The sequence below is a fragment of the Solibacillus isronensis genome (assembly GCF_900168685.1).
GTDB lineage: Bacteria > Bacillota > Bacilli > Bacillales_A > Planococcaceae > Solibacillus > Solibacillus isronensis_A.
This window is the reverse complement of sequence record NZ_FVZN01000011.1, coordinates 73044-93356: the sequence shown is the minus strand read 5'-3', so window position 1 is coordinate 93356 and position 20313 is coordinate 73044. Positions and strand designations below refer to the sequence as shown.

Here is a 20313-nt window from a genome sequence, read left to right as displayed (position 1 = left end):
GATTCCCATTTATTTTTCGCTCTTTTCCTGTCCCTCCGCAAAAAAATGGTAAATCTATGTATAAATCGCTTCAAATTTAGTAATAATTATCCAAAAGCTCTGCAATGTGCTTGTAATGCAGGGTTCATATCCGCGTCATCGTGTTGCAATGTAGTTGCTGTAAGGTTATAGGAGAGTAAAAAACAACTTAAATTTATTTGGAAAATATGGAGGGACAGAAATTTGACAAAGAAAAAATTAATGGCAGTTCTATTAGCAGGAGTATTCGCTACAGGGGGGCTATTTGCATCTCAAGCTTCTGCAGATACTTATACGATCCAACCTGAAGATACACTTTATAAAATAAGTAAACAATTTCAAACATCTGTTGAAGATATAAAGGAATTGAATAATTTAACGAGTAATACAATTTTTGTTGGGGATACATTAAAAATTGGCGGTCATGATGAGAAAGTATATACAATTGCACCAGGCGACACTTTATTCCATATTGCATTAGCCCATGATGCAACAGTTGACCAGCTGCAGAAATGGAACAATATCAATTCAGACTTAATTTACCCGGGTGACTCCATCACGGTATCCGGACCTCAACAGGAATATACCAAGAGTGAAGTGAAAAGCGCGACAGGTGGTACACAGGCAAAAACATCAACAAGTTCAGCCCCTGATACAGGAAGAACGTTGACTGTTGAAGCGACAGCATATACAGCCTACTGTGAAGGATGTTCAGGAACAACTGCAAACGGTACGAATTTACGTGCCAATCCTAATTTAAAAGTAATTGCAGTAGACCCGCGTGTCATTCCGTTAGGGACAAAAGTTTGGGTTGAAGGATATGGGGAAGCTGTTGCAGCTGACACAGGCGGAGCAATTAAAGGCAATAAAATTGATGTATTTATTCCAGACTTAGGTAACGCCTATGAATGGGGCCGCCGTACAGTACAAGTTAAAATTTTAGACTAATACGAAAAGAAGCCACTCAATTTTGGGTGGCTTTTTGTATATTCAGCCCTCTTTATTGAAATACTAGCTGCAAGGAGGGGATAGTGTGCGAGTAATTAGCTTATTCGTATGTGTACTATTATTAAGCGGGTGCAGTTTATTTCAAAAGGAAACTGTTCCGGTAAGTGCACCGGAAGCTTTATCTGCGAAGGCGCAGATGTATGATACAAAAAATAACCCAGTTGGTGAAATTTTATTTAAAGAATCGTCTAAAGGAGTCGAACTGACTGCTGTATTAAATAGTTTACCGCCGGGTGATCACGGAATCCATCTTCATGAAGTAGGGAAGTGTGAACCACCTAGCTTTGAATCGGCAGGAGCCCATTTCAATCCAATGAAAAAGCAGCATGGCGTGAATAACCCAGAAGGTCCGCATTTAGGCGATCTACCGAATATTACCGCTGATGAAGCTGGTAAAGTGGAGTTAAATTTTGTGACAGCTGATTTTACGCTTGAAAAAGGAAAAGAAAATTCGCTTTTTGATGCAGATGGCACGTCAGTTGTCATTCATGAAAAAGCGGATGATTATAAAACAGATCCGTCAGGAAATTCAGGCGCGCGTATTGTTTGTGGGGTAGTCAAGTAATAGGACAAAGTGAAGAAATTTTAAACGCGAAAAATACCATTTTTCTATAAAGGAAAATGGTATTTTTTTTTTCCTGTGAGATACTTTTGTGTTAGGAATATACAGATTAATTGAATAACATTATATATATTAGAAAAATAATTTTATTCATTTTTTATGCACTTCACTCTATGCTTTAAAAGCTGAGAGTGATTTTCTGATTTAAGGCTGTTAGTGAAAAGCATCATTTTATAGCACTTTTATGATTTTTATAGAATATTATAGCTAGCTTAATAATTAGATTTTTAAGATATTAATTGACTTTTGAATATTTGTGTATGTAAAATGAAATTTATAATGAGGTAAAAAGGGGGAAAAATTAATGTTCAAATCTAAAAATATGCTTTTCTTGTTAGTACTTAGTGCTTTCATTTTAGTCTTGGCTGCATGTGGCGGAGACGATGCTGAAGAGTCAACTGGTACTGAAACATCAACAGGGACTGACACAACGGATTCTGGTTCTGAAAAAGCCGATTTCGGTGATGTTAAGTTTTTAAGTATTTTAACAGGTGGTACGCAAGGTACTTACTACCCATTAGGGGGAACTTTTGCGGATTTAATCACAACGGATACAGGTGTAAAAACAACTGCTGAAGTATCACAAGCTTCTGCTGCCAACATGACAGCTTTAGCTGCTGGAGACGGTGAAGTGGCATTCGTTCAGACAGATATCGCTTACTATGCAACTCAAGGAACTTTAATGTTCGAAGGTCAAAAAATTGACTCTGTAGTAGCATTAGGTGCGTTATATCCAGAAACAGTTCAATTAGTAACATTAGCTGATTCAGGAATTAAAACATTTGCAGATTTAAAAGGTAAGAAAGTTTCTGTAGGTGCACCAGGTTCAGGTACTTATGCAAACGCTGAACAATTACTGGAAATCCACGGACTATCAATTGAAGATGATATTCAAGCACAAAACTTAGACTTCGGTGAATCTACTGATGGTATTCAATCAGGTCAAATTGACGCAGCATTTATTACAGCTGGTTACCCAACTGGTGCTGTTGAAGCTTTAAATGCAACAAATGGTGTACACATTATTCCAGTTGAAGCAGACAAAGCGGCAGAATTAATCGAGAAATACCCTTACTATGCGGTGGATAATATCCCTGCTGGCACATATGGTTTAGAAGCGGAAGTTCCTGCTGTTTCTGTAGGTGCAATGTTAGCGGTAAATAAAGACCTGCCAGAAGATTTAGTGTATGCAATGACAAAAGCAATCTATGATAATACAGATAAAATTGGTCACGCTAAAGGCGAATTTATTAAAGCTGAAACAGGCTTAGACGGAATCGGTATTGACGTACACCCAGGTGCACAAAGATACTTTGACGAAGTAAAGTAATTAGGGAAAACTAAGGGCCTCTGTCGCAAAAAAAGCTTCAGAGGTCTTTGTTGTATTTTTTTTATTTAAGCGAGTGATCATCCAAATGAAAAAATGGGTCTTTATCATCCTTGTTTTTCTTAGTGTCATCGTTTGGTTTATTCCTTTTGAACGAAGCATAATTTTTACAGAGACAAGAGTTCAAAATCCTGTTCAGCATTTTTTACCGTTAAAAAGTGAAAATGAGTTTCAGTTGATTTTCACACATTCCATACATTTAACGGATGTGACAGAAAGTTATAAAGCGCTTCCTACTAATGAATTTCAGTTGCTTGCAATGGAATATACAGATGTGGCAATAGGGATGCCGGGTCATGCTGAGGAAGGGCAGACATTACATTATGAAGATGGGGTCTATACACTTCAGTACAATGATGCAAAATTAGAAGAATTTACGTTACATATTGGGAATGTCGACTATAAATTAAATCTTCAGCATAAAGGGAAAATCATTCCTTTAAAAAAGCATTTAATACGTGGGAAATCCTATTTAGTAACAATTCAAAAGTTGTCTTTATATGACAAATTGAAAGGAGTCGAATTAGATGACTGATAAAAAAGCCGCTGCAGATCCAGGAGCTATACACGAATCACTTACTTTGGAACAGCAGCAGGAGTTACTTGAAAAATATGATCTGGAATCGAATCAGCGTAACCCGCAAAACTTCATGAAGCATATTATTTATTTTGGTTTGCTGGCATTTACACTTTTCCAGCTTTATACGGCAATTTTCGGACAGTTTCCTGCGCAAATTCAGCGTACGGTTCACCTGGGATTTGCATTGACGTTTGTATTTCTATTATTCCCTGCGAGTCGTAAGCTATCAAAGCGTACAATTCCGTTTTATGACTATATTTTAGCTATTATTGCAATTGTTGTGGGGAGTTATTGGGTTATCAATTATGACCGGCTTGTTCAAAGTTTAGGTCAACTGCAAACAATGGATTTCTATATCGGAATTCTGGCGGTAATTATCGTATTGGAAGGTGCCCGTAGAGCGGTCGGTTTACCAATCACTATTATTGCCGGGCTATTTTTACTTTACGCATTTTACGGTCCGTATATGCCAGACTTTATGGCACACCGCGGTCAAAGTTTGGATAGTATTGTGAACTTAATGTTCTTCTCGACAGACGGGATTTTAGGGACACCATTAGCAGTATCTTCTACATTTATTTTTGCGTTCCTATTATTTGGTGCGTTCCTTGTTAAAACAGGGGTAGGGGAGTACTTCAATGATCTAGCGATTGCGATTGCCGGAAAATTAACTGGTGGTCCAGCGAAAGTTGCGATTTTCTCTTCTGCACTACAAGGAACAATTTCAGGAAGTTCTGTAGCAAACGTAGTAACTTCCGGTTCTTATACGATTCCGATGATGAAACGTCTTGGCTACAACAAAAATTTCGCAGGTGCTGTAGAGGCATCGGCATCTACAGGTGGTCAGTTAATGCCGCCGATTATGGGTGCTGCTGCGTTCTTAATGGTTGAGTTTATCGGTCGTGGTGTCACATATTGGGATATCGCCAAGGCTGCTGCTATTCCGGCAATTTTATACTTTACAGGTATTTGGATTATGACACACTTTGAAGCGAAGCGTTTAGGATTACGCGGCTTAAAAGAAGATGAAATGCCGGATCGCTCTAAAGTATTCAAGAAAATCTATCTACTTATTCCGATTGTACTGATTATCATCCTGATGATGTCAGGTGTACCGGTAATTCACGCGGCGCTTTACGGAATTATTTCTTGTATAATCGTCGGGTTCATTAATCCGGATGTGAAATTCGGATTTAAAGAAATTATAGACGGTATGGTTGATGGTGCACGCTCGGCATTAGCAGTAGCTGCTGCAACAGCTTGTGCGGGTATTATCGTCGGCGTTGTTGTAAAAACGGGATTAGGACTATCCCTTGCAAACAGCCTAGTTAAATTAGCGGGTGGCAGTATTTTACTTACATTATTCTTTGTAATGATTGCTTCGTTAATTTTAGGGATGGGTGCACCAACAACGGCAAACTATGTTATTACATCAACAATTGCTGCACCGGCAATTATTGCGTTATTGGCGCCGGATGTACCGGCAAGTGCAGCACCGCTTGTTATTGTTTTATCAGCTCACTTCTTCGTATTCTATTTCGGTATCATTGCGGATATTACACCACCTGTTGCGCTCGCCGCCTTTGCAGCATCCGGTATTTCAGGAGGAGATCCGATTCGTACTGGTGTGAACTCCGCTAAGCTTGCTATTGCGGCATTCATTATCCCGTATATGATTGTCTTCTCACCGGCACTGCTTATGATTGATGTAACACTTTGGCAAGTATTATGGGTAGTGTTAACTGCAATATTAGGTATGATTGCAATTGGAGTCGGAATAATAGGCTACTGGTACCGCTCTGTAAGCTGGATTGAACGTATTGTTCTGCTAGCTGCAGGATTAGCAATGATTTATCCGGAATCATTATCGGACACAATTGGACTTATTGTCTTTGTGGGCATGTTCGTGATTCAATGGATGACAAAAAACAAAGGGAATGGCTCTAAAACTGCTATTTCATAAATTGTAGGCGCCTGAAAATATTTTCAGGCGCTTTTCTATTTATCTCGAAAATAGATAGATTTAATACTTTTTATGCATTAAGTGCATTTATTTGTTGATTTTATTGAAAAACCATTATATTATTTAAATTAATTAAAAATTCAAATAATTTAAAGGGGAGAAATGGTATGTCAACACTTTTAAAGTCGACGTTTGAAACTTACTTATTTGACGAAGAGGTGGAGTTTGAGTTAGCCGAGCAGCAAGAGGTAACGGAAAGTGAAGAACGCACTCAATATCCACAAGGGTTTTTCTCAAGCTTATAAAGGAGTTTTTAAAATGAATTTAAAACTATTACGGCGTCTATCCAACGAAACTGATTGGATAGATGTCGTTTTTTTAGGCACTAATAATGTAGTATGCAAAAATTGTACTGTATAATAGAAGTACTAAATAATATTCGAGGTGCGTTTCATGTTAGCGGTTAATTCAACAGAACAAATGATTTTTGATTGGTTTCAATATTTCCATGCAAACCCTGAAGTAAGCTGGAAAGAAATAAAAACAACAGCAAAATTAGCAGAAATCTTAGATGATATGGGCGTCAGCTATAAAAAATTTGATGATGTGACTGGACTTGTTGCGGAAATCGGAAAAGGCGAAGAAACAATTGCGGTTCGCGCGGATATCGATGCACTATGGCAGGAAGTGGATGGCGTTATGCAGGCAAATCACTCTTGTGGACATGATGCAAACATATCAATTGTTTTAGGTGCGCTTTATTCATTAAAAAATGAACCTTTGAATAAGAAAATCCGTTTTATTTTCCAACCGGCCGAGGAAACGGGTGGTGGAGCATTGGCAATGATTGACCGTGGTGTAATGGAAGATGTTACCCATTTATTCGGTGTTCATTTACGTCCGATGGAAGAGCTGCCATTAGGAAAAGTATCACCTGCAATTTATCATGGTGCTGCAGCATTCTTAACTGGGACAATTACTGGCATTGATGCACATGGCGCTCGTCCGCACCAAGGGAAAAATGCAATTGATGTAGTAGTAGCGATTCAGCAAATGCTGAAGAATATTCATGTTGATCCATTTGAAGTGTACTCAGCGAAGTTAACGAAAATTGTAGCAGATGGCGGAAGCGTCAATATTATTCCGGGCAATGCAACCTTCTCGATCGATGTACGTGCACAGAAAAATGAAGTATTGGCGCAAGTACAGCGTGATGTTGATAAAGGCTTGAAACAAATTGCAGCGATGTTCGATATTGTGGTTGGATGGGATTGGATGGACGTTACGCCAGGCGCGGAAGTATCAACGGAAGCTGCTGCAATTGCAGAACGCTCGATTGTTGAAGCACTTGGAGAGCAAAGTTTAGCACCGGCAGTAATGACACCGGGAAGCGATGACTTCCACTTCTATACGATTAAAAATACAAAGTTGAAGGCGACGATGATTGGCGTTGGCGCAGATCTAGGTCCGGGACTCCATCATCCGAAAATGACCTTTGATGCAAAGGCATTGCTCGATGGTGCCAAAGTAATGACAACAACATTGAAAAACAGTGCAATGAAATAAGATGATAAGGCGATGCTATGTAGTTTGTAGCATCGTTTTTTTGCGTCGAGTGGTTTGCTGCGATATTAGAAAAGTTGAACCGGATATTAGAAAAGCGGGGATACTTATTAGAAAATCTGATACTTATATTTGAACATCTCAGCCACTTATTAGAACATTGGCTTACTTTATTAGAAAAACAGGAACTTATTAGAACAAGTGGGCTATATATTAGAAAATCTCTCCTGGCAAAAAAGAGCTGTGACTGTTCATCGGACCTTTACTGAAAGGTCATCGGTTTATTAGAACTTTTCAAGCGATATTAGAAAGACGGGGATGCTTATTAGAAGATCTGGTACTTATATTTGAACATCTCAGCCACTTTTTAGAACATTGGCTTACTTTATTAGAAAATCAGGAACTTATTAGAACTTTTCAAGGTATATTAGAAAACCGGTGACGCTTATTAGAAGATCTGGTACTTATATTTGAACATCTCAGCCACTTATTAGCACATCGGCTTACTTTATTAGAAAATGAGGAACTTATTAGAACTTTTCAAATTATATTAGAATAAGCAGACCAGATATTAGAAAACTTGACCCCAGTAAACCCGGCCAAACAAAAAAAGTGCCGCGATTCAACGGCACTTAAAACGAAACCCTATTTTTTCATCGGGCAAAATCCGCAAGCCATTAAGCCGGGGATGTCTTTTGAGAAACAGCAGCTTTTGCGAACGGGCTGATTGATGAGAGCAGAAGGGCTTTTTCCGCCTGTATAATTTAAAAACAACGATTTGTCCGAGAAGTAACGCCAAACATTTTTATCTTCGAGCATGTCCAGGTCCTCGAAAGCGCGGTCAGCCAATGCCGGGTTTTCAAGTAATGTATGGAAGTGCCAAAGCATGTATCCGAAAATATTTTCCCATAAAGTCAGAGGCGAAATAGACGTTGTTTTCCGTAACTGGCCAATAACAACAGATGTTTTGTATAAAATGTCTGTCATCACTCGTTCGCGCTCATCATCTTCCACATAGCGGAAATCATTTGGGTTTATATACATCCCGAGTGTATGAATGCCGAACTCCTGAACAATAGCAAAACGCAGATCTTCCGGCTTGCCGTCCCAAACTTCATCATACGTCGTCAGCATATAAAATTGCATCGCGACAAACATGCCGTAGCGACGTCCGAAGTGGGAAATGGCCGCCGCTTCCGTAGCAGCATTCGTAATACCCATCATCAAATTGCGGAAATCCGTCAAATAGAAGTCTTTATGTAGATTCGCCAATGTAAATAATGGACGGTCAGGTTCTTCGGTAAAAATACTATAGGAATTTAATTGTCGTACTTGATCATAAGAAAGTGCAGGCATCGTATCACCTTTTCTAAAAAAATATTTATATTTACTATACCATTTCTCTTCCCAAACGAGGTGAAAAACGCTAAAATGAATAAAACATATAAGAAAGGTTGGTTTTAATGACAAAACCGATTTCTATACCAAGACCATTAGTTCGTGTAAATCAGTGGGTTATATTTTTATCAGTCGTTATCACATGGGTGACAGGGCAGTACTGGATTTTGGCGATTCCGTTAATTGCAAATTTACTTGGGATTTTCACCGGGTTTAATCCAATTATGCGCTTTGCGAAAATATTTTTAACGAAAGACATCAAATCGTATATTCCTGAAGATATTGGACAGCAAAAGTTCAATTCAGCGATTGCTAGCATTTGTCTGGCAGGAGGAATAGTAGGGTTTGCCTTTAACTGGCCGGTTGTTGCATACAGCTTTACGATTATGGTGGCAGTCGCATCATTTGTAGCAATTTTAGGCTTTTGTATCGGCTGCTTTATGGTATTCCAATACAAACAGTACCAATATCGTCGTTCACTAAAAAATTCTTAAAAAGATTATTGGAAATAGGTTGACAATGATACTGATAATCATTATCATTATAACTGTAGCAAGAGCTTATTTGTAATACAGTACAAATAAGTCTGAGCTAACAACTTTTCTCCAGGAGTTTGTTAGCTCAGCCATAGCGTTCTAAACCCCCTCATTTAGAATGTAAGTTTGACAGTGTGTCAGACACTGAGTTTTTCACCCTTTATATTTTTCTTCTAGTTTTTCTTCCATTGTTGGGAGACCCATTGCCCGTGTCGCTTACAGATACGGGTATTTTTGTGTGCAAAAAAATTTCTAAAACTTTTTTGAAACTTATTTTGAATTTCTCCGTCTGTACGTTGCTTAAGCAAAAAACATAGGCGGAGGAAATGATGAAAAAGTTAATTGCTGTAGGGTTTATCGCATTATGCGTATTATTCCTGACAATTGAATATAGAGGTTCAAGTGAAAAGATTGAACGTGCAGTTGCAAATGAAAAGGATATTGCAGGTGTAGAAAACGGAACCCAAATAGAGCAAGCTACACATCTATTTGAAAAAGTTATAGTCCTGAATGAGGAACAGCCGATTTATATAAAAGGAAATGCGCTTACTGAAGTTGGAGTTGTTCATCCGAATACTTCATTCGCGATCGTAGGGGAAGATGAACTTTATTATGAACTGCGATTCGGGAAAATTTCAGCTTTTATTAAAAAGGGCAGTGCCACTGTAGAAAAACGTCCGCTTGAGACGTTAGTAAATACAGAAGTAACAAATTCGATTAAAACGACAGAACAGGTAAATGTATATGAAGAAAAAAACCTTAAGAGCAGTGTGTTGCTGCAGCTTTCACAGGGATTTCGTTACCCGATCGTGGGGGAGAGTGATGGTTGGTTTGTCATAAAAGTAGGGGAACGTGCCGGTTATATACATAAAAAATCAGTTGAAATAGATGAAGGAATTCCAGTTTTAGTGTATCATCATATTTTGCCGAAAGAAGAAATGGTGACAAATGCTAGTACGGTTTCTGTACAATCATTTGAACAGCAAATGGCCTTTTTAGATGAAGAACAATTTACTACAATTTCGACAACACAGCTTTATGATTATTTGGAAGGTCGCCAAATTATACCGGTTAATTCAATACTCATTACATTTGATGATGGTTTATTATCGACAAAGGTCTATGCTTACCCAATATTAAAGGAACATGGATTTTCTGCGGTACAGCATATTATATCTTCTCGTACAGAGCGATTTGAAGGTGAACAAGTTTTTGACGCCAAAGGACCGCTTCAATTTTTCACAGCCGAAGAGATGCAGCAAATGAAGGACGTGTTTCAGTACGAAGCGCATACACATAACTTGCATCAGTTCAAAAATGGGGCAGGAATTGCATTAGAGCTGTCATCTGCTGACATTGCGAGGGATTTGCAGCAAAATGTTAACATGCTGACAAATGCGACTTCTTTAGCGTATCCATTTGGTCATTACGATGAAGATATGATCGCAGCGATGAAGGAAGTAGGACTGTTAATCGGTTTTACGACAAATGAAGGCTATGCTAATATGCAGCAATCAAATTATGAGGTTAATCGTTTCGGCATGACGGAAAATAAAACATTTGAACAGTTCACGTCCTTTGTAAAGGGGGTGGACTGGTCTTAAAGATATAAGAAGGTGTAAATCGTTACATGAGAGAATTTGATGCAATTGTTGATGAGCACACGCGTTATTTAGTACGCATCGCTTATTTGTACGTTAAAAATTGGGCTACCGCCGAGGACATCGTACAGGAAGTGTTTGTAACATACTTTCAAAAGAGCGACCAGTTTCGCAATGAGTCGTCATTGAAAACGTATTTAACAAAAATGACAGCCAATCGCGCAAAAGATTATTTACGCTCATGGAAGCATAAAAAGGATGTCGTTTTTGAAACGATCTTTGCTCAAACGAAAGGGACGGACGAAGAGGTCATACAAAAAGAGCATCTTGCATCACTTGAACAGAAGTTATTCCAGCTACCACTGAAATATCGTGAGCCGCTCATTTTATTTTACTATGACGAACAGTCCATTGCCGATATTGCATTGTATTTACAGCTGAATGAAAATACGGTGAAAACACGTTTGCGTCGGGCAAAGCAACAATTGAAAGAGTTTTTTAACGAAGAGGGATTGGAGGAATGATGCATGGATCCATTAAAAAAACAACTGGATGAAATGATGGGTGATACACGCATGCAGGAAAGTCGTATTAAGCAGCGTGTGAAATCCGAAATGACTCCGACCCCCCGAAAACAGAAACGTTCATGGCATGTTCAATTAGTGACGGCAGCTGTTGCAGCAGTTGCGGTATTCCTATTTATGACGGCCGTTCCTTTTACGCAGAATTCGGGAAACGAAGGGCGGGGTGCCCCTTATGATCCGCTTGATGATTTAGCGGAAATTGCTACTCTTCAAAAACAGAAGCAATTATCAACAATCGATTATGATTCCTTTGCACAGCTACCAGTGCTAGAACAATTATCGGATTTACAATATGTAGATAAAGAAACCTTTACACTTGCAGGGAAAAAGGGACTTTACCATACAGTAATAGAACGTCAGGAAAATTTATTTGATGAAGCCGTATACGAAGCTGGCGATGTAGTACGAACGATGACAAATACGAGCAGTCATTTACCAATTTACGAAAACGCCTATTATGAAGTAGTCGCTGTACCAGGAGACCGTGTCGTTTTGCAGGACGGCAAGTTAACGGTAAATGGGAAGCCTGTAAGATCGGAATTAAAGGAATTGTATGAGGACAACGGCAACACGATTGCAGGAGGCTACGATCAGTTATTAAATGCGCGTGAATACTTTTTGGTAAATCATTTCCCGGCAGAAAATACTATGCAGGCAGGTACAATTACCGCTGTGCATAAAATTTACGGGGAAGTCGTAGCATTGGCAGAGCAAAGTACAACAGCATCAATTTATTTTGAGTTAGAAAATGACTATACACCAGAACAATATTTTGATCTTTATTTGTATGATCAAATTTTTGGAGATGGGTCAATTAGTAAAAGATTATCGGCAAGTGATACTCCATTTACACATTCGAACCGATTGGGCGAACTGTTTTTGGAAGCTTCCTACCGAAATGTTACGTATTTATCCGATACAGAAGTGGAAATACGCTACCAGTATGACCGTGAAGCTGTAGGAGAATATGTGTTTAAAATGTATAAAGATCCGACTGGCATCTGGCAGTGGGGAATGTAGCAAAAAGGGTAGCGACAAAATGTCGCTACCCTTTTTCAGTGTGCCCGGCATGCGCATGAACTATAGGGTGCAAGTCCCGAGCCCCGAAGACAGAAGTAGAGGTTAGCCAAGAGCAAGGGTGTCCGTGGTGACGCGGAATCTGAAGGAAGCTGGCGGCAAAACACCGGTCCGAGGAACACGAATCTCATATAAGGCTAGGTATGGCTGAGCGAGTTTGCTGAACAAAACAAAGCTCCTTCTGTCGAAGGTCATATCGAGTAAATGAGGCGGATAGACGGTGTGAAAGTGCATGCGCTTACCCGGGGAGGTCTGACAGAAATGCGAAGTACCCTTCATAACCTACTTGGTGACAAGTAGCTGAACTGTCAGAAGTCAGCAGAGGTCATAGTACAAGTAAGTCTAGAATTACTTGGAAGGACCGAACGATTAAGAGAGAATAGCCCTTGGCTTTCCAACTGGATGTATGAACACAGAAAACAGAGGAAACCTCACGCTTAGAAAGTAGTGGTGAATCCCACGAGGGTATTTGCGGAGGGTGTAGTCCAGTTGGGCAAAAGAAGAACAGCTATTCACGGAAAGGAACGAAATGGTGATGTTGAATCAAATTTTGGAACGGCAAAACATGATACAAGCATTAAAGCGAGTTGAAGCGAATAAAGGGAGCCATGGAGTAGATATGATGCCCGTACAAACCTTACGACAGCACATCCTCGAAAATTGGGATACCATTAAATCGAAGATTTTGGATGGAACCTATGAACCGCAACCAGTACGTCGAGTCGAAATCCCGAAACCAGACGGTGGCGTGCGTTTATTAGGGATTCCAACCGTAACAGACCGTTTGATTCAACAAGCCATCTCGCAGATTTTATCAAAGGAATATGACCAAACATTCTCGGATCATAGCTATGGGTTTCGCCCAAATCGAAGCGCTCATGACGCTATCCGAAAAGCGAAAAGCTATCTAAAAGAGGGACACCGATGGGTCGTTGATATGGACTTAGAGAAATTCTTTGACAAGGTCAACCATGACCGTTTAATGGCAACATTAGCGAAACGAATTTCAGATAAACCATTATTAAAACTTATTCGCAAATATCTCCAAGCCGGTGTCATGATAAATGGAGTAGTTTCAAGTACAGAAGAAGGAACACCACAAGGTGGCCCTTTAAGTCCATTACTTTCAAACATTGTGTTAGATGAATTAGATAAAGAATTAGAGAAACGTGGACTTAAATTTGTTCGATACGCAGATGATTGCAATATTTATGTGAGAACAGAACGTGCAGGATTACGAGTAATGAAGAACGTACAACGATTTATCGAAGGAAAACTTCGTTTAAAAGTTAATGAAAAGAAATCAGCCGTAGACCGCCCATGGAAACGCAAATTCTTAGGGTTTAGTTTCACATTTCATAAAGAACCTAAGGTTCGCATTGCGAAATCAAGTCTCGTCCGAATGAAGAAGAAAATACGAGAAATTACCTCACGTAAGATGCCATATTCCATGGAATACCGAATCGAAAAGTTAAACCAATATTTAATAGGATGGTGTGGATATTTTGCTTTAGCGGATACACACTCTATCTTTAAAACATTAGATAGTTGGATAAAACGAAGACTACGTATGTGTCTGTGGAAGAATTGGAAGAAACCTCGAACAAGAGTCAGAAATCTCATTCGCCTAAAAGTACCTTATGGGAAAGCATATGAATGGGGAAATACCCGAAAAGGGTACTGGCGCATTTCAAATAGCCCCATATTACACAGAACCCTCGGCAATTCCTATTGGGAGAGCCAAGGGCTGAAAAGTCTGCAAGTTCGTTATGAAACTTTACGTTATTCATCTTAGTTGAACCGCCGTATACGGAACCGTACGTACGGTGGTGTGAGAGGTCGGGAGTTAATCACTCCCTCCTACTCGATTTTGCTGCTTGTAATCTTTTATTCATAAGTACTGTGTGATAGCTATGTAGCAGCATGCCAATAATAATGACCGCCAGTCCGATTAAAGCGATCGGCTGCGGGAGGGGGACACTGAGTAAAATCATTTCACCGACCATCGCAAAGAGAACTTCCGTCGATTGTGTTGCTTCAACGGCCGCCAGCTTTCCTTGATCATGGCGCACACGGTCTGTTGCGATAAAGAAAAGTATTGTCGCAATGACACCGGAAGAAACCGCAACCAGCAATGATTGATACACTTGGCTTGCTGAAGGCAGACCGACAGTAAATAATGCATAGATTGCAAGTAAGATCCATGCAGGCAAGGAAGCGATTGTCATACCTAGAACTCGTTGAAACGGATCGACTCTTCCCTTGCATAGCTCCATCATTTTCCGATTGCCGAGCGGGTAGGCAAATGCCGCGATAATCACTGGCAGTATACCAAGTAGCAGGCTTTTCATAGAAACTGACTGTGCCTGCGGAATTTGAATAAGTAAAATCCCAAATAAAATAATGCCCGAGATGCCTAGTGAAATAAGCGGAATTTTTGCCCTCACGTTTTTTCCGGATATAGTTGTAATAAATAGCGGAGCCAACAAAACACCTGCTACAATCGTAAACTGCCATGTACCTGATACGAGCCAGCCTGGACCGAATGCCGCGGCAAATGTAAGCGGAGCATAAAATAATACGAACCCGACAAAGCTCCAAACGAGCCATGCACCTGGATGGTCTTTCATTTCATTCGATAAAATACGAAATCCGCCTTTTCCCCGTATAGCGACAATGGCAAAGAGAAAGGGAAGCATAAAGAAGTAGCGGAGTGAAGAACTCCATAGCCAGCTACCGCCTTCCAATTCCATTGAGTGGTTCAATACAAATGTAACCGCAAAAAATAAGGCCGCTAAAATGCCAATCAGTATTTCCTTCATCACACACCTCGCTTGATTGTATTGAATTTTCTGTCTATTAAGTATACAAAAAAATGGAGCGAAAGTAATCGCCCCATTCAATTTCAGTCATTATAATTTCACCGTCTAGGCTAAAGCGCCAACTCCTCGCACCATTAGGTCCCTCCGTGCAAAAGTGGTAAAGCGTTTACTTTTGCGTCGGGCCCTCCAATGTCTCTCGGAGTTAGACGGGCGCTTTAGCGCTTTTGGTCTAACGTTTTTCAAATAACTGAACAATTTCAATAATGACTTCCGTCGCCTTTTCCATCGTTTCAGCTGATACAAATTCATATTTGCCGTGCATATTTTCGCCGCCTGCAAAAATATTCGGTGTCGGCAAGCCCATATATGAAAGCTGGGAACCGTCAGTACCACCGCGGATTGGCTCGACGATCGGTGTAATGTTAAACTTGCCAAACGCTTCTTTTACAATATCGACGATTTCCATAACAGGCTCGATTTTTTCGCCCATATTGTAATATTGATCCTCGATCGCTACAGTAATGGCTTCTTCACCGTATTTTGCCTGTAACTCTTTGCCGACCTTTGCCATATACTCTTTTTTCTCTTCGAATTTAGCGCGGTCATGGTCACGGATAATGTATGACATTGTTGTTTCTTCAATTCCGCCGTTGAAATGCATTAAGTGGATAAAACCTTCATAGCCGTCCGTTTTTTCAGGTACCGCATCTTTTGGCATTTCGTTTTGGAATTCAATTGCCATTGTAATCGAGTTCACCATTTTATTTTTTGCTGAACCAGGGTGGATGTTCGTGCCGCGTGTCGTTACTTTTACGCCAGCTGCATTAAAGCTTTCAAATTGTAACTCACCAAGGGGACCGCCATCCATTGTATATGCATAATCCGCACCAAATTTCTCAACATCAAACTTGTGCGGACCGCGCCCGATTTCTTCGTCTGGTGTAAATGCTACACGGATTTTTCCGTGCTTGATTTCCGGATTGTTCACTAAGTATTCCATCGCCGTCATAATTTCAGCGATGCCGGCTTTATCATCCGCACCAAGCAATGTATTGCCGTCTGTCGTAATTAACGTTTGGCCAACATAGTTTTTTAAGTTCGGGAAGTAGTCCGGTGCCATTACTAAACCATTTTTTAATGTAATCGCTTCACCGTCATAGTTATCGATGCGCTGAGGCTGTACGTTTGTTCCTGTGTAATCCGATGTCGTATCAACATGCGCTAAAAAGCCAAGTGTCGGTACGTCTTTATCTGTATTTGATTCAAGTGTTGCAAATAGGTAGCCGTTTTCGTCCAGCGTAATATCTGTTAAACCGATTGCTGCCAACTCATCTTTTAATACATGTAATAAATCGAATTGCTTCATTGTTGAAGGGGTAGTGTCAGAGTTGAAATCTGATTGTGTATCAATTTTTGCGTAGCGTACTAAACGTTCAATTACTTTCTCTTTCATCCGAAAAAGACCTCCTAATACTTATTGCTTTTATTCTACACTTTTTATTTCGGTTTTTGAACTAATTTTGTCGTAATATTCAGTAATGCTGAGCATGAGGAAAAACTGTGCCCCGTAATATGTGAACATAATCAGGATATGGGCATAGGCAACATCAAACATAAACCGGTTAATGGCCAAAACCGAATCGGACATGATAAAGAGAAGGGCGCCGATTACAGCAAATTTACTGCCAGTTCGAAACGATGTCCATCCCATCGTTAAAATAACTAAAATATAAGCGGTCACTGCTATGGCGAGTACAGTATCTCCTTTTTGAAGAAGGCTTCCCGCAATCCAGAACATCATCACCGCACCGTATATAGCTAATACAATTTTTACATACAGTGGTGTGTTCTGCTGATTTGTTGAACGGAAAGCAAAAATATAGAAAATATGGCCAATCAGGAAAAAGCTCAGTCCAACGATGAACCACTGCAATGTATAATCGCCAACAGCACAGAAAATTAAACCGATGGAGATGAGCCAATAATACGGAGATTTCACTTGTACTTTTGTTAAAAATGCAAGCGCTATAAGTAAAATCATTGGCAAAAGCTTAAAGACCATTTTTAGTGAACTATCAATCGTTTCAAAAAAGAATACATAGTAAAAACCAAGCCCGAAGAACAGTAAAATTAGAACTTTACGTGCCATCCATTAACCCCCTAAGTAAAAATGTTTATATATAATTACCAAATAACCAAACTATGATTTCATAAAAATGCAATATATGCTCTATTATGCCAGAAATTATGCAGTTTTACTTGTTTATGAATCTTTTTGGAAGGTTATTCGTACATAGTAAGTAAGAGAGGGTGATTGTTATGGGACAATTATTGCTAATAACGGCAATTGGATCACTTTTGATCACATTATTATTAATGCCGTTATCAAAAAAGGTTCGCAATAAGGAGCTTTCATCAAAAACATTTACGAGTTTATTCATTACAACATTTATAGTAAGTTTTATTTCAGTATTTTTAACAGTATATATTTCTAAAATCGATCTAAGCTGGACGATTTTCTTATATGTAATACCTGTTGTAGCGATTATTGGGGCAATTTTTGCAGTTGGTAAGGAGCAAAAAATTAAATCGGCGATCGTGCTTGTCAGCATTATTGGGATCGGCTATCTAGTAAGTGCGCCATTTTTAAATGCAGATGAAAAATTCAAGTCTTCAGAGATGAAGGAAAAGACGGAAATTTCGCCGTTTGATGAGACGAAAACACCGGCAAGTGTACCGCCGAAATTCGTTAAAAACAAAATGAAAAAAGCGTTTGGACAGGTGCCAAACACAAGCTATTATGAATTAGGAAATCTGCAAATTCAAAAAGTGAATGATCAGTATGTTTACATTGCACCTGTAGAGTTTTCAGGATTCTTTAAGTGGTTCAACGGGAAAACAACACCTGGTTATTTCACGATGAGTGCGACAGATTCAAGCGATAATCCAAAGTTTGTGAAGGCTGAAATGAGCTATGTTCCATCTGCTTATTTAAATAAAAACCTGGAGCGTCATATTCGTCTTCAAAATCCATCGTTAATTTTCTATGGAGATCCGCAGCTGGAAATTGATGAAGATGGAAAACCATATTACATCCGTTCTTACGGCGAATTCATTTCTGCTCGTAACGGCTTTGATGTAAAAGGCATTGTGCTTGTTGATGCGGAGACGGGTGCAACAGAGAAAATTGCGATTGCAGATGTACCGGCATTTATTGATGGTGCTGTATCACCGGAAACAGTAAGTTTGCAAAACAGTTATTACGGTAACTATGTACACGGCTTCTGGAATAGTCTTGTCGGTAAAAAGGATGTTAAGTTGCCGAGTGATGAAGGTACAGAAGCAAACGTAAGCCCGATCTTTATGGAAGACGGGGAAATGTATTATTTCACTGATTTTACAAGTCCAAAAGAGGGCGTTGACTCGATGCTTGGTTATGCATTAACACATGCACGTACTGGTGAAGCAACGTACTATACAGGAAATCTGGAAGAGTCTTATATGGATTCACAAGGGGCTCTTGAAATTATCGAGAAAAAATTCATCGAAAAGGAATGGGAAGGTGAAATGCCGATCCTTTACAACTTCTACGGTGAAGCGAGCTGGTTGTCAGCTGTACTTGATGCGAACGGATTCCTGCAAAATTACTTTATCGTGTCTGCAGCAAATCCTGAAATTTCGGCATTTGGTACAACACCAAATGAAGCGTTAAGACTTTATAAAACAGCGCTAAGCCGTGGCGGAAGTACGGTAGACGGTACTTCAAATGCGGAAGAGGCTAAAGCGACCGTAAAAGTCGTGCGTGTTTATAAAGAACGTGTAGGTGATTTCACGATCGTATCATTCCTGGCGAACACAGGTGAAAACTTTATCGTTTCTACAGAAGTAGCACCATTTGCGATTTACTTGCAAGAAGGGGACCAGGCGACGATTACGTATGCAAAAACAGGAGAAGATTTCCAGCCTGTAAAAGCATTGCAGATTGAAGGGTTGAAATAAACAAATAAAGAATTTTGGGCAGAAGTAGAAGTACCGTTGGATAAGAGGAAAACCCTTATTAAGAAACGGATACTTTGTAAAATTGATTGGAATGGAGGGGAGGCGACTCCAGCGGGAATAGCGTGATGCCTGAGACTACAGGCTCAGGCCACGCCCGCGGAAAGCGTCCGACCCGAAATGGAAATCAATTTTTAACGCTCAGCAAAAAAATGCTATTTTTCTCACTCAGAGAGAAAAATAGCATTTTGGGTTTTATTAGCTTACTTCCAAGTAAAGCCTTGGGAAGCAAGGAACTCTTTAATATGCGGACGGTTTTGTTCAACTAAGTAATCAGCCATTTGTTTCGTCCATGTGGCAGTCTTCTGATTCGAAGATCGGCTGCTGTAATAGTCTTCCATAATTCCATCGTACTCATCTAGAAGCGTCTCGTATTTATCAACGTCATAACCATTTTCATGCAATACTGCAGCTACCGGTAAACGGGGTTTTGTTTCATTGCGTTTTGTCGGTGTGCCGATTGTCATCGCAAATAACGGGAAAACGTATTCCGGTAAATTGAATAGCTCGCTGATTTCCTTAGGGTTTGTACGGGCACCACCGATATAGCAAATGCCGTAACCCATTGATTCAGCTGCAACAACGAAGTTTTGAGCAAATAATGCAACATCTGCTACCCCTACAAGCACGTTTTCAGCCGTGTCAGCAGAAATATCAACTCCGTGTTTTTGCCCCGCTACTTGCAAACGTTTGAAATCTACGCAAAACAAGAAAGAGGCACCCGCTGTTTTGAACTGAAATTCATTTTTAGACAGTTCACCAAGCTTTGTCTTCTTCTCTTCATCCGTTACCCAAATAACGCTGTATGCTTGTACAAAATGCGAACTTGCCGCCATTTGTGCTGTTTCGATTAAATCGATAACAGTTTCTTTTGAAATTTCTTCACCTGTATATTTACGAACAGATGTATGACTGCGTAATAATTCTTTAGTATTCACGTGAACATCTCCCTTTTATGTAATAAAAAACTGAATTCTATATCCTTCAAGCTTATTTTAGTCAATATTTTACTTGAAGTCGATTATTAGCGTCTGTTCAATTCATAGGGAGGAAATTTTTGCATATCGTTAAATACAGATAAGAGTAATCAGAATAGAA

18 protein-coding genes are annotated in these 20313 nt (G+C 39.7%); 13 read left to right on the top strand and 5 right to left on the bottom strand.

Annotated features, from left to right (window positions below):
* Window positions 1-222: 222 nt before the first annotated feature.
* The 7 genes from B5473_RS04455 (at window position 223) to B5473_RS04430 (ending at window position 7144) form a co-directional block, all read left to right on the top strand.
* The gene (locus tag B5473_RS04455) at window positions 223-966 is read left to right on the top strand and encodes a LysM peptidoglycan-binding and 3D domain-containing protein (RefSeq protein ID WP_079523863.1); all 744 of its coding nucleotides are present in this window, start codon (window positions 223-225) and stop codon (window positions 964-966) included.
* Between the two features lie 85 nt (window positions 967-1051).
* On the top strand, window positions 1052-1591 hold the full coding sequence (locus B5473_RS04450; RefSeq protein WP_079523862.1) for a superoxide dismutase family protein: 540 nt from the start codon (window positions 1052-1054) through the stop codon (window positions 1589-1591).
* 361 nt (window positions 1592-1952) lie between these two features.
* Window positions 1953-2978, top strand: a complete 1026-nt coding sequence (locus B5473_RS04445) for a TAXI family TRAP transporter solute-binding subunit (protein WP_079523861.1) — start codon at window positions 1953-1955, stop codon at window positions 2976-2978.
* Between the two features lie 85 nt (window positions 2979-3063).
* Window positions 3064-3570 carry a DUF1850 domain-containing protein gene (locus B5473_RS04440; protein WP_079523860.1) on the top strand — a complete coding sequence of 169 codons (507 nt, stop codon included), beginning with the start codon at window positions 3064-3066 and terminating at the stop codon, window positions 3568-3570.
* Complete coding sequence (locus B5473_RS04435; RefSeq protein ID WP_079523859.1) at window positions 3563-5578, top strand: TRAP transporter permease; 2016 nt, start codon at window positions 3563-3565, stop codon at window positions 5576-5578. The genes B5473_RS04440 and B5473_RS04435 overlap by 8 nt, the downstream gene beginning before the upstream one ends.
* A 167-nt stretch (window positions 5579-5745) precedes the next feature.
* The gene (locus tag B5473_RS20590) at window positions 5746-5883 is read left to right on the top strand and encodes a hypothetical protein (protein WP_014824892.1); all 138 of its coding nucleotides are present in this window, start codon (window positions 5746-5748) and stop codon (window positions 5881-5883) included.
* Window positions 5884-6031: 148 nt separating this feature from the next.
* Window positions 6032-7144, top strand: a complete 1113-nt coding sequence (locus tag B5473_RS04430; RefSeq protein WP_079523858.1) for an amidohydrolase — start codon at window positions 6032-6034, stop codon at window positions 7142-7144.
* Between the two features lie 642 nt (window positions 7145-7786).
* Here the strand turns inward: B5473_RS04430 and B5473_RS04425 are convergent.
* Complete coding sequence (locus B5473_RS04425) at window positions 7787-8497, bottom strand: Fe-S oxidoreductase (RefSeq protein ID WP_079523857.1); 711 nt, start codon at window positions 8495-8497, stop codon at window positions 7787-7789.
* 107 nt (window positions 8498-8604) lie between these two features.
* Here B5473_RS04425 and B5473_RS04420 point away from each other — a divergent pair, with 107 nt between their 5' ends.
* The 5 genes from B5473_RS04420 (at window position 8605) to ltrA (ending at window position 14132) form a co-directional block, all read left to right on the top strand.
* The gene (locus B5473_RS04420) at window positions 8605-9033 is read left to right on the top strand and encodes a DUF4395 domain-containing protein (RefSeq protein ID WP_079523856.1); all 429 of its coding nucleotides are present in this window, start codon (window positions 8605-8607) and stop codon (window positions 9031-9033) included.
* Window positions 9034-9404: 371 nt separating this feature from the next.
* Window positions 9405-10679, top strand: a complete 1275-nt coding sequence (locus B5473_RS04415; RefSeq protein ID WP_079523855.1) for a polysaccharide deacetylase family protein — start codon at window positions 9405-9407, stop codon at window positions 10677-10679.
* Window positions 10680-10705: 26 nt separating this feature from the next.
* Complete coding sequence (locus B5473_RS04410; protein ID WP_079523854.1) at window positions 10706-11200, top strand: sigma-70 family RNA polymerase sigma factor; 495 nt, start codon at window positions 10706-10708, stop codon at window positions 11198-11200.
* Window positions 11201-11203: 3 nt separating this feature from the next.
* A complete protein-coding gene (locus B5473_RS04405) occupies window positions 11204-12280 on the top strand; it encodes a S26 family signal peptidase (protein ID WP_079523853.1) in 1077 nt (358 codons plus the stop codon).
* A 589-nt stretch (window positions 12281-12869) separates the two neighbouring features.
* The gene (gene ltrA / locus B5473_RS04395; RefSeq protein WP_079523941.1) at window positions 12870-14132 is read left to right on the top strand and encodes a group II intron reverse transcriptase/maturase; all 1263 of its coding nucleotides are present in this window, start codon (window positions 12870-12872) and stop codon (window positions 14130-14132) included.
* Between the two features lie 55 nt (window positions 14133-14187).
* On the opposite strand, the gene B5473_RS04390 is transcribed toward ltrA, so the two are convergent.
* The 3 genes from B5473_RS04390 to B5473_RS04380 form a co-directional block, all read right to left on the bottom strand.
* Window positions 14188-15159 (bottom strand): DMT family transporter, encoded by a 972-nt coding sequence (locus tag B5473_RS04390; protein ID WP_079523851.1) that lies wholly within the window; start codon window positions 15157-15159, stop codon window positions 14188-14190.
* Between the two features lie 229 nt (window positions 15160-15388).
* Window positions 15389-16612, bottom strand: a complete 1224-nt coding sequence (gene pepT / locus B5473_RS04385; RefSeq protein ID WP_079523850.1) for a peptidase T — start codon at window positions 16610-16612, stop codon at window positions 15389-15391.
* A gap of 30 nt (window positions 16613-16642) precedes the next feature.
* Window positions 16643-17308: a lysoplasmalogenase gene (locus B5473_RS04380; RefSeq protein ID WP_079523849.1), complete on the bottom strand. Its 666-nt coding sequence runs from the start codon at window positions 17306-17308 to the stop codon at window positions 16643-16645.
* A 170-nt stretch (window positions 17309-17478) separates the two neighbouring features.
* Between B5473_RS04380 and B5473_RS04375 the strand changes: the two genes are divergently transcribed.
* Window positions 17479-19158: a hypothetical protein gene (locus B5473_RS04375; protein ID WP_079523848.1), complete on the top strand. Its 1680-nt coding sequence runs from the start codon at window positions 17479-17481 to the stop codon at window positions 19156-19158.
* 260 nt (window positions 19159-19418) lie between these two features.
* Here B5473_RS04375 and nfsA read toward each other — a convergent pair whose 3' ends face one another.
* Window positions 19419-20153: an oxygen-insensitive NADPH nitroreductase gene (gene nfsA / locus B5473_RS04370; RefSeq protein WP_079523847.1), complete on the bottom strand. Its 735-nt coding sequence runs from the start codon at window positions 20151-20153 to the stop codon at window positions 19419-19421.
* Window positions 20154-20313 lie beyond the last annotated feature (160 nt).

Excerpts from the sequence above, each read along its gene's own strand:
- B5473_RS04445 (WP_079523861.1), top strand. The coding sequence starts at position 1,953 with ATGTTCAAATCTAAAAATATGCTTTTCTTGTTAGTACTTAGTGCTTTC.
- B5473_RS04440 (WP_079523860.1), top strand. The coding sequence starts at position 3,064 with ATGAAAAAATGGGTCTTTATCATCCTTGTTTTTCTTAGTGTCATCGTT.
- B5473_RS04435 (WP_079523859.1), top strand. The coding sequence starts at position 3,563 with ATGACTGATAAAAAAGCCGCTGCAGATCCAGGAGCTATACACGAATCA.
- B5473_RS20590 (WP_014824892.1), top strand. The coding sequence starts at position 5,746 with ATGTCAACACTTTTAAAGTCGACGTTTGAAACTTACTTATTTGACGAA.
- B5473_RS04430 (WP_079523858.1), top strand. The coding sequence starts at position 6,032 with ATGTTAGCGGTTAATTCAACAGAACAAATGATTTTTGATTGGTTTCAA.
- B5473_RS04425 (WP_079523857.1), bottom strand. The coding sequence starts at position 8,497 with ATGCCTGCACTTTCTTATGATCAAGTACGACAATTAAATTCCTATAGT.
- B5473_RS04420 (WP_079523856.1), top strand. The coding sequence starts at position 8,605 with ATGACAAAACCGATTTCTATACCAAGACCATTAGTTCGTGTAAATCAG.
- B5473_RS04415 (WP_079523855.1), top strand. The coding sequence starts at position 9,405 with ATGAAAAAGTTAATTGCTGTAGGGTTTATCGCATTATGCGTATTATTC.
- B5473_RS04410 (WP_079523854.1), top strand. The coding sequence starts at position 10,706 with ATGAGAGAATTTGATGCAATTGTTGATGAGCACACGCGTTATTTAGTA.
- B5473_RS04405 (WP_079523853.1), top strand. The coding sequence starts at position 11,204 with ATGGATCCATTAAAAAAACAACTGGATGAAATGATGGGTGATACACGC.
- B5473_RS04390 (WP_079523851.1), bottom strand. The coding sequence starts at position 15,159 with ATGAAGGAAATACTGATTGGCATTTTAGCGGCCTTATTTTTTGCGGTT.
- pepT (WP_079523850.1), bottom strand. The coding sequence starts at position 16,612 with ATGAAAGAGAAAGTAATTGAACGTTTAGTACGCTACGCAAAAATTGAT.
- B5473_RS04380 (WP_079523849.1), bottom strand. The coding sequence starts at position 17,308 with ATGGCACGTAAAGTTCTAATTTTACTGTTCTTCGGGCTTGGTTTTTAC.
- B5473_RS04375 (WP_079523848.1), top strand. The coding sequence starts at position 17,479 with ATGGGACAATTATTGCTAATAACGGCAATTGGATCACTTTTGATCACA.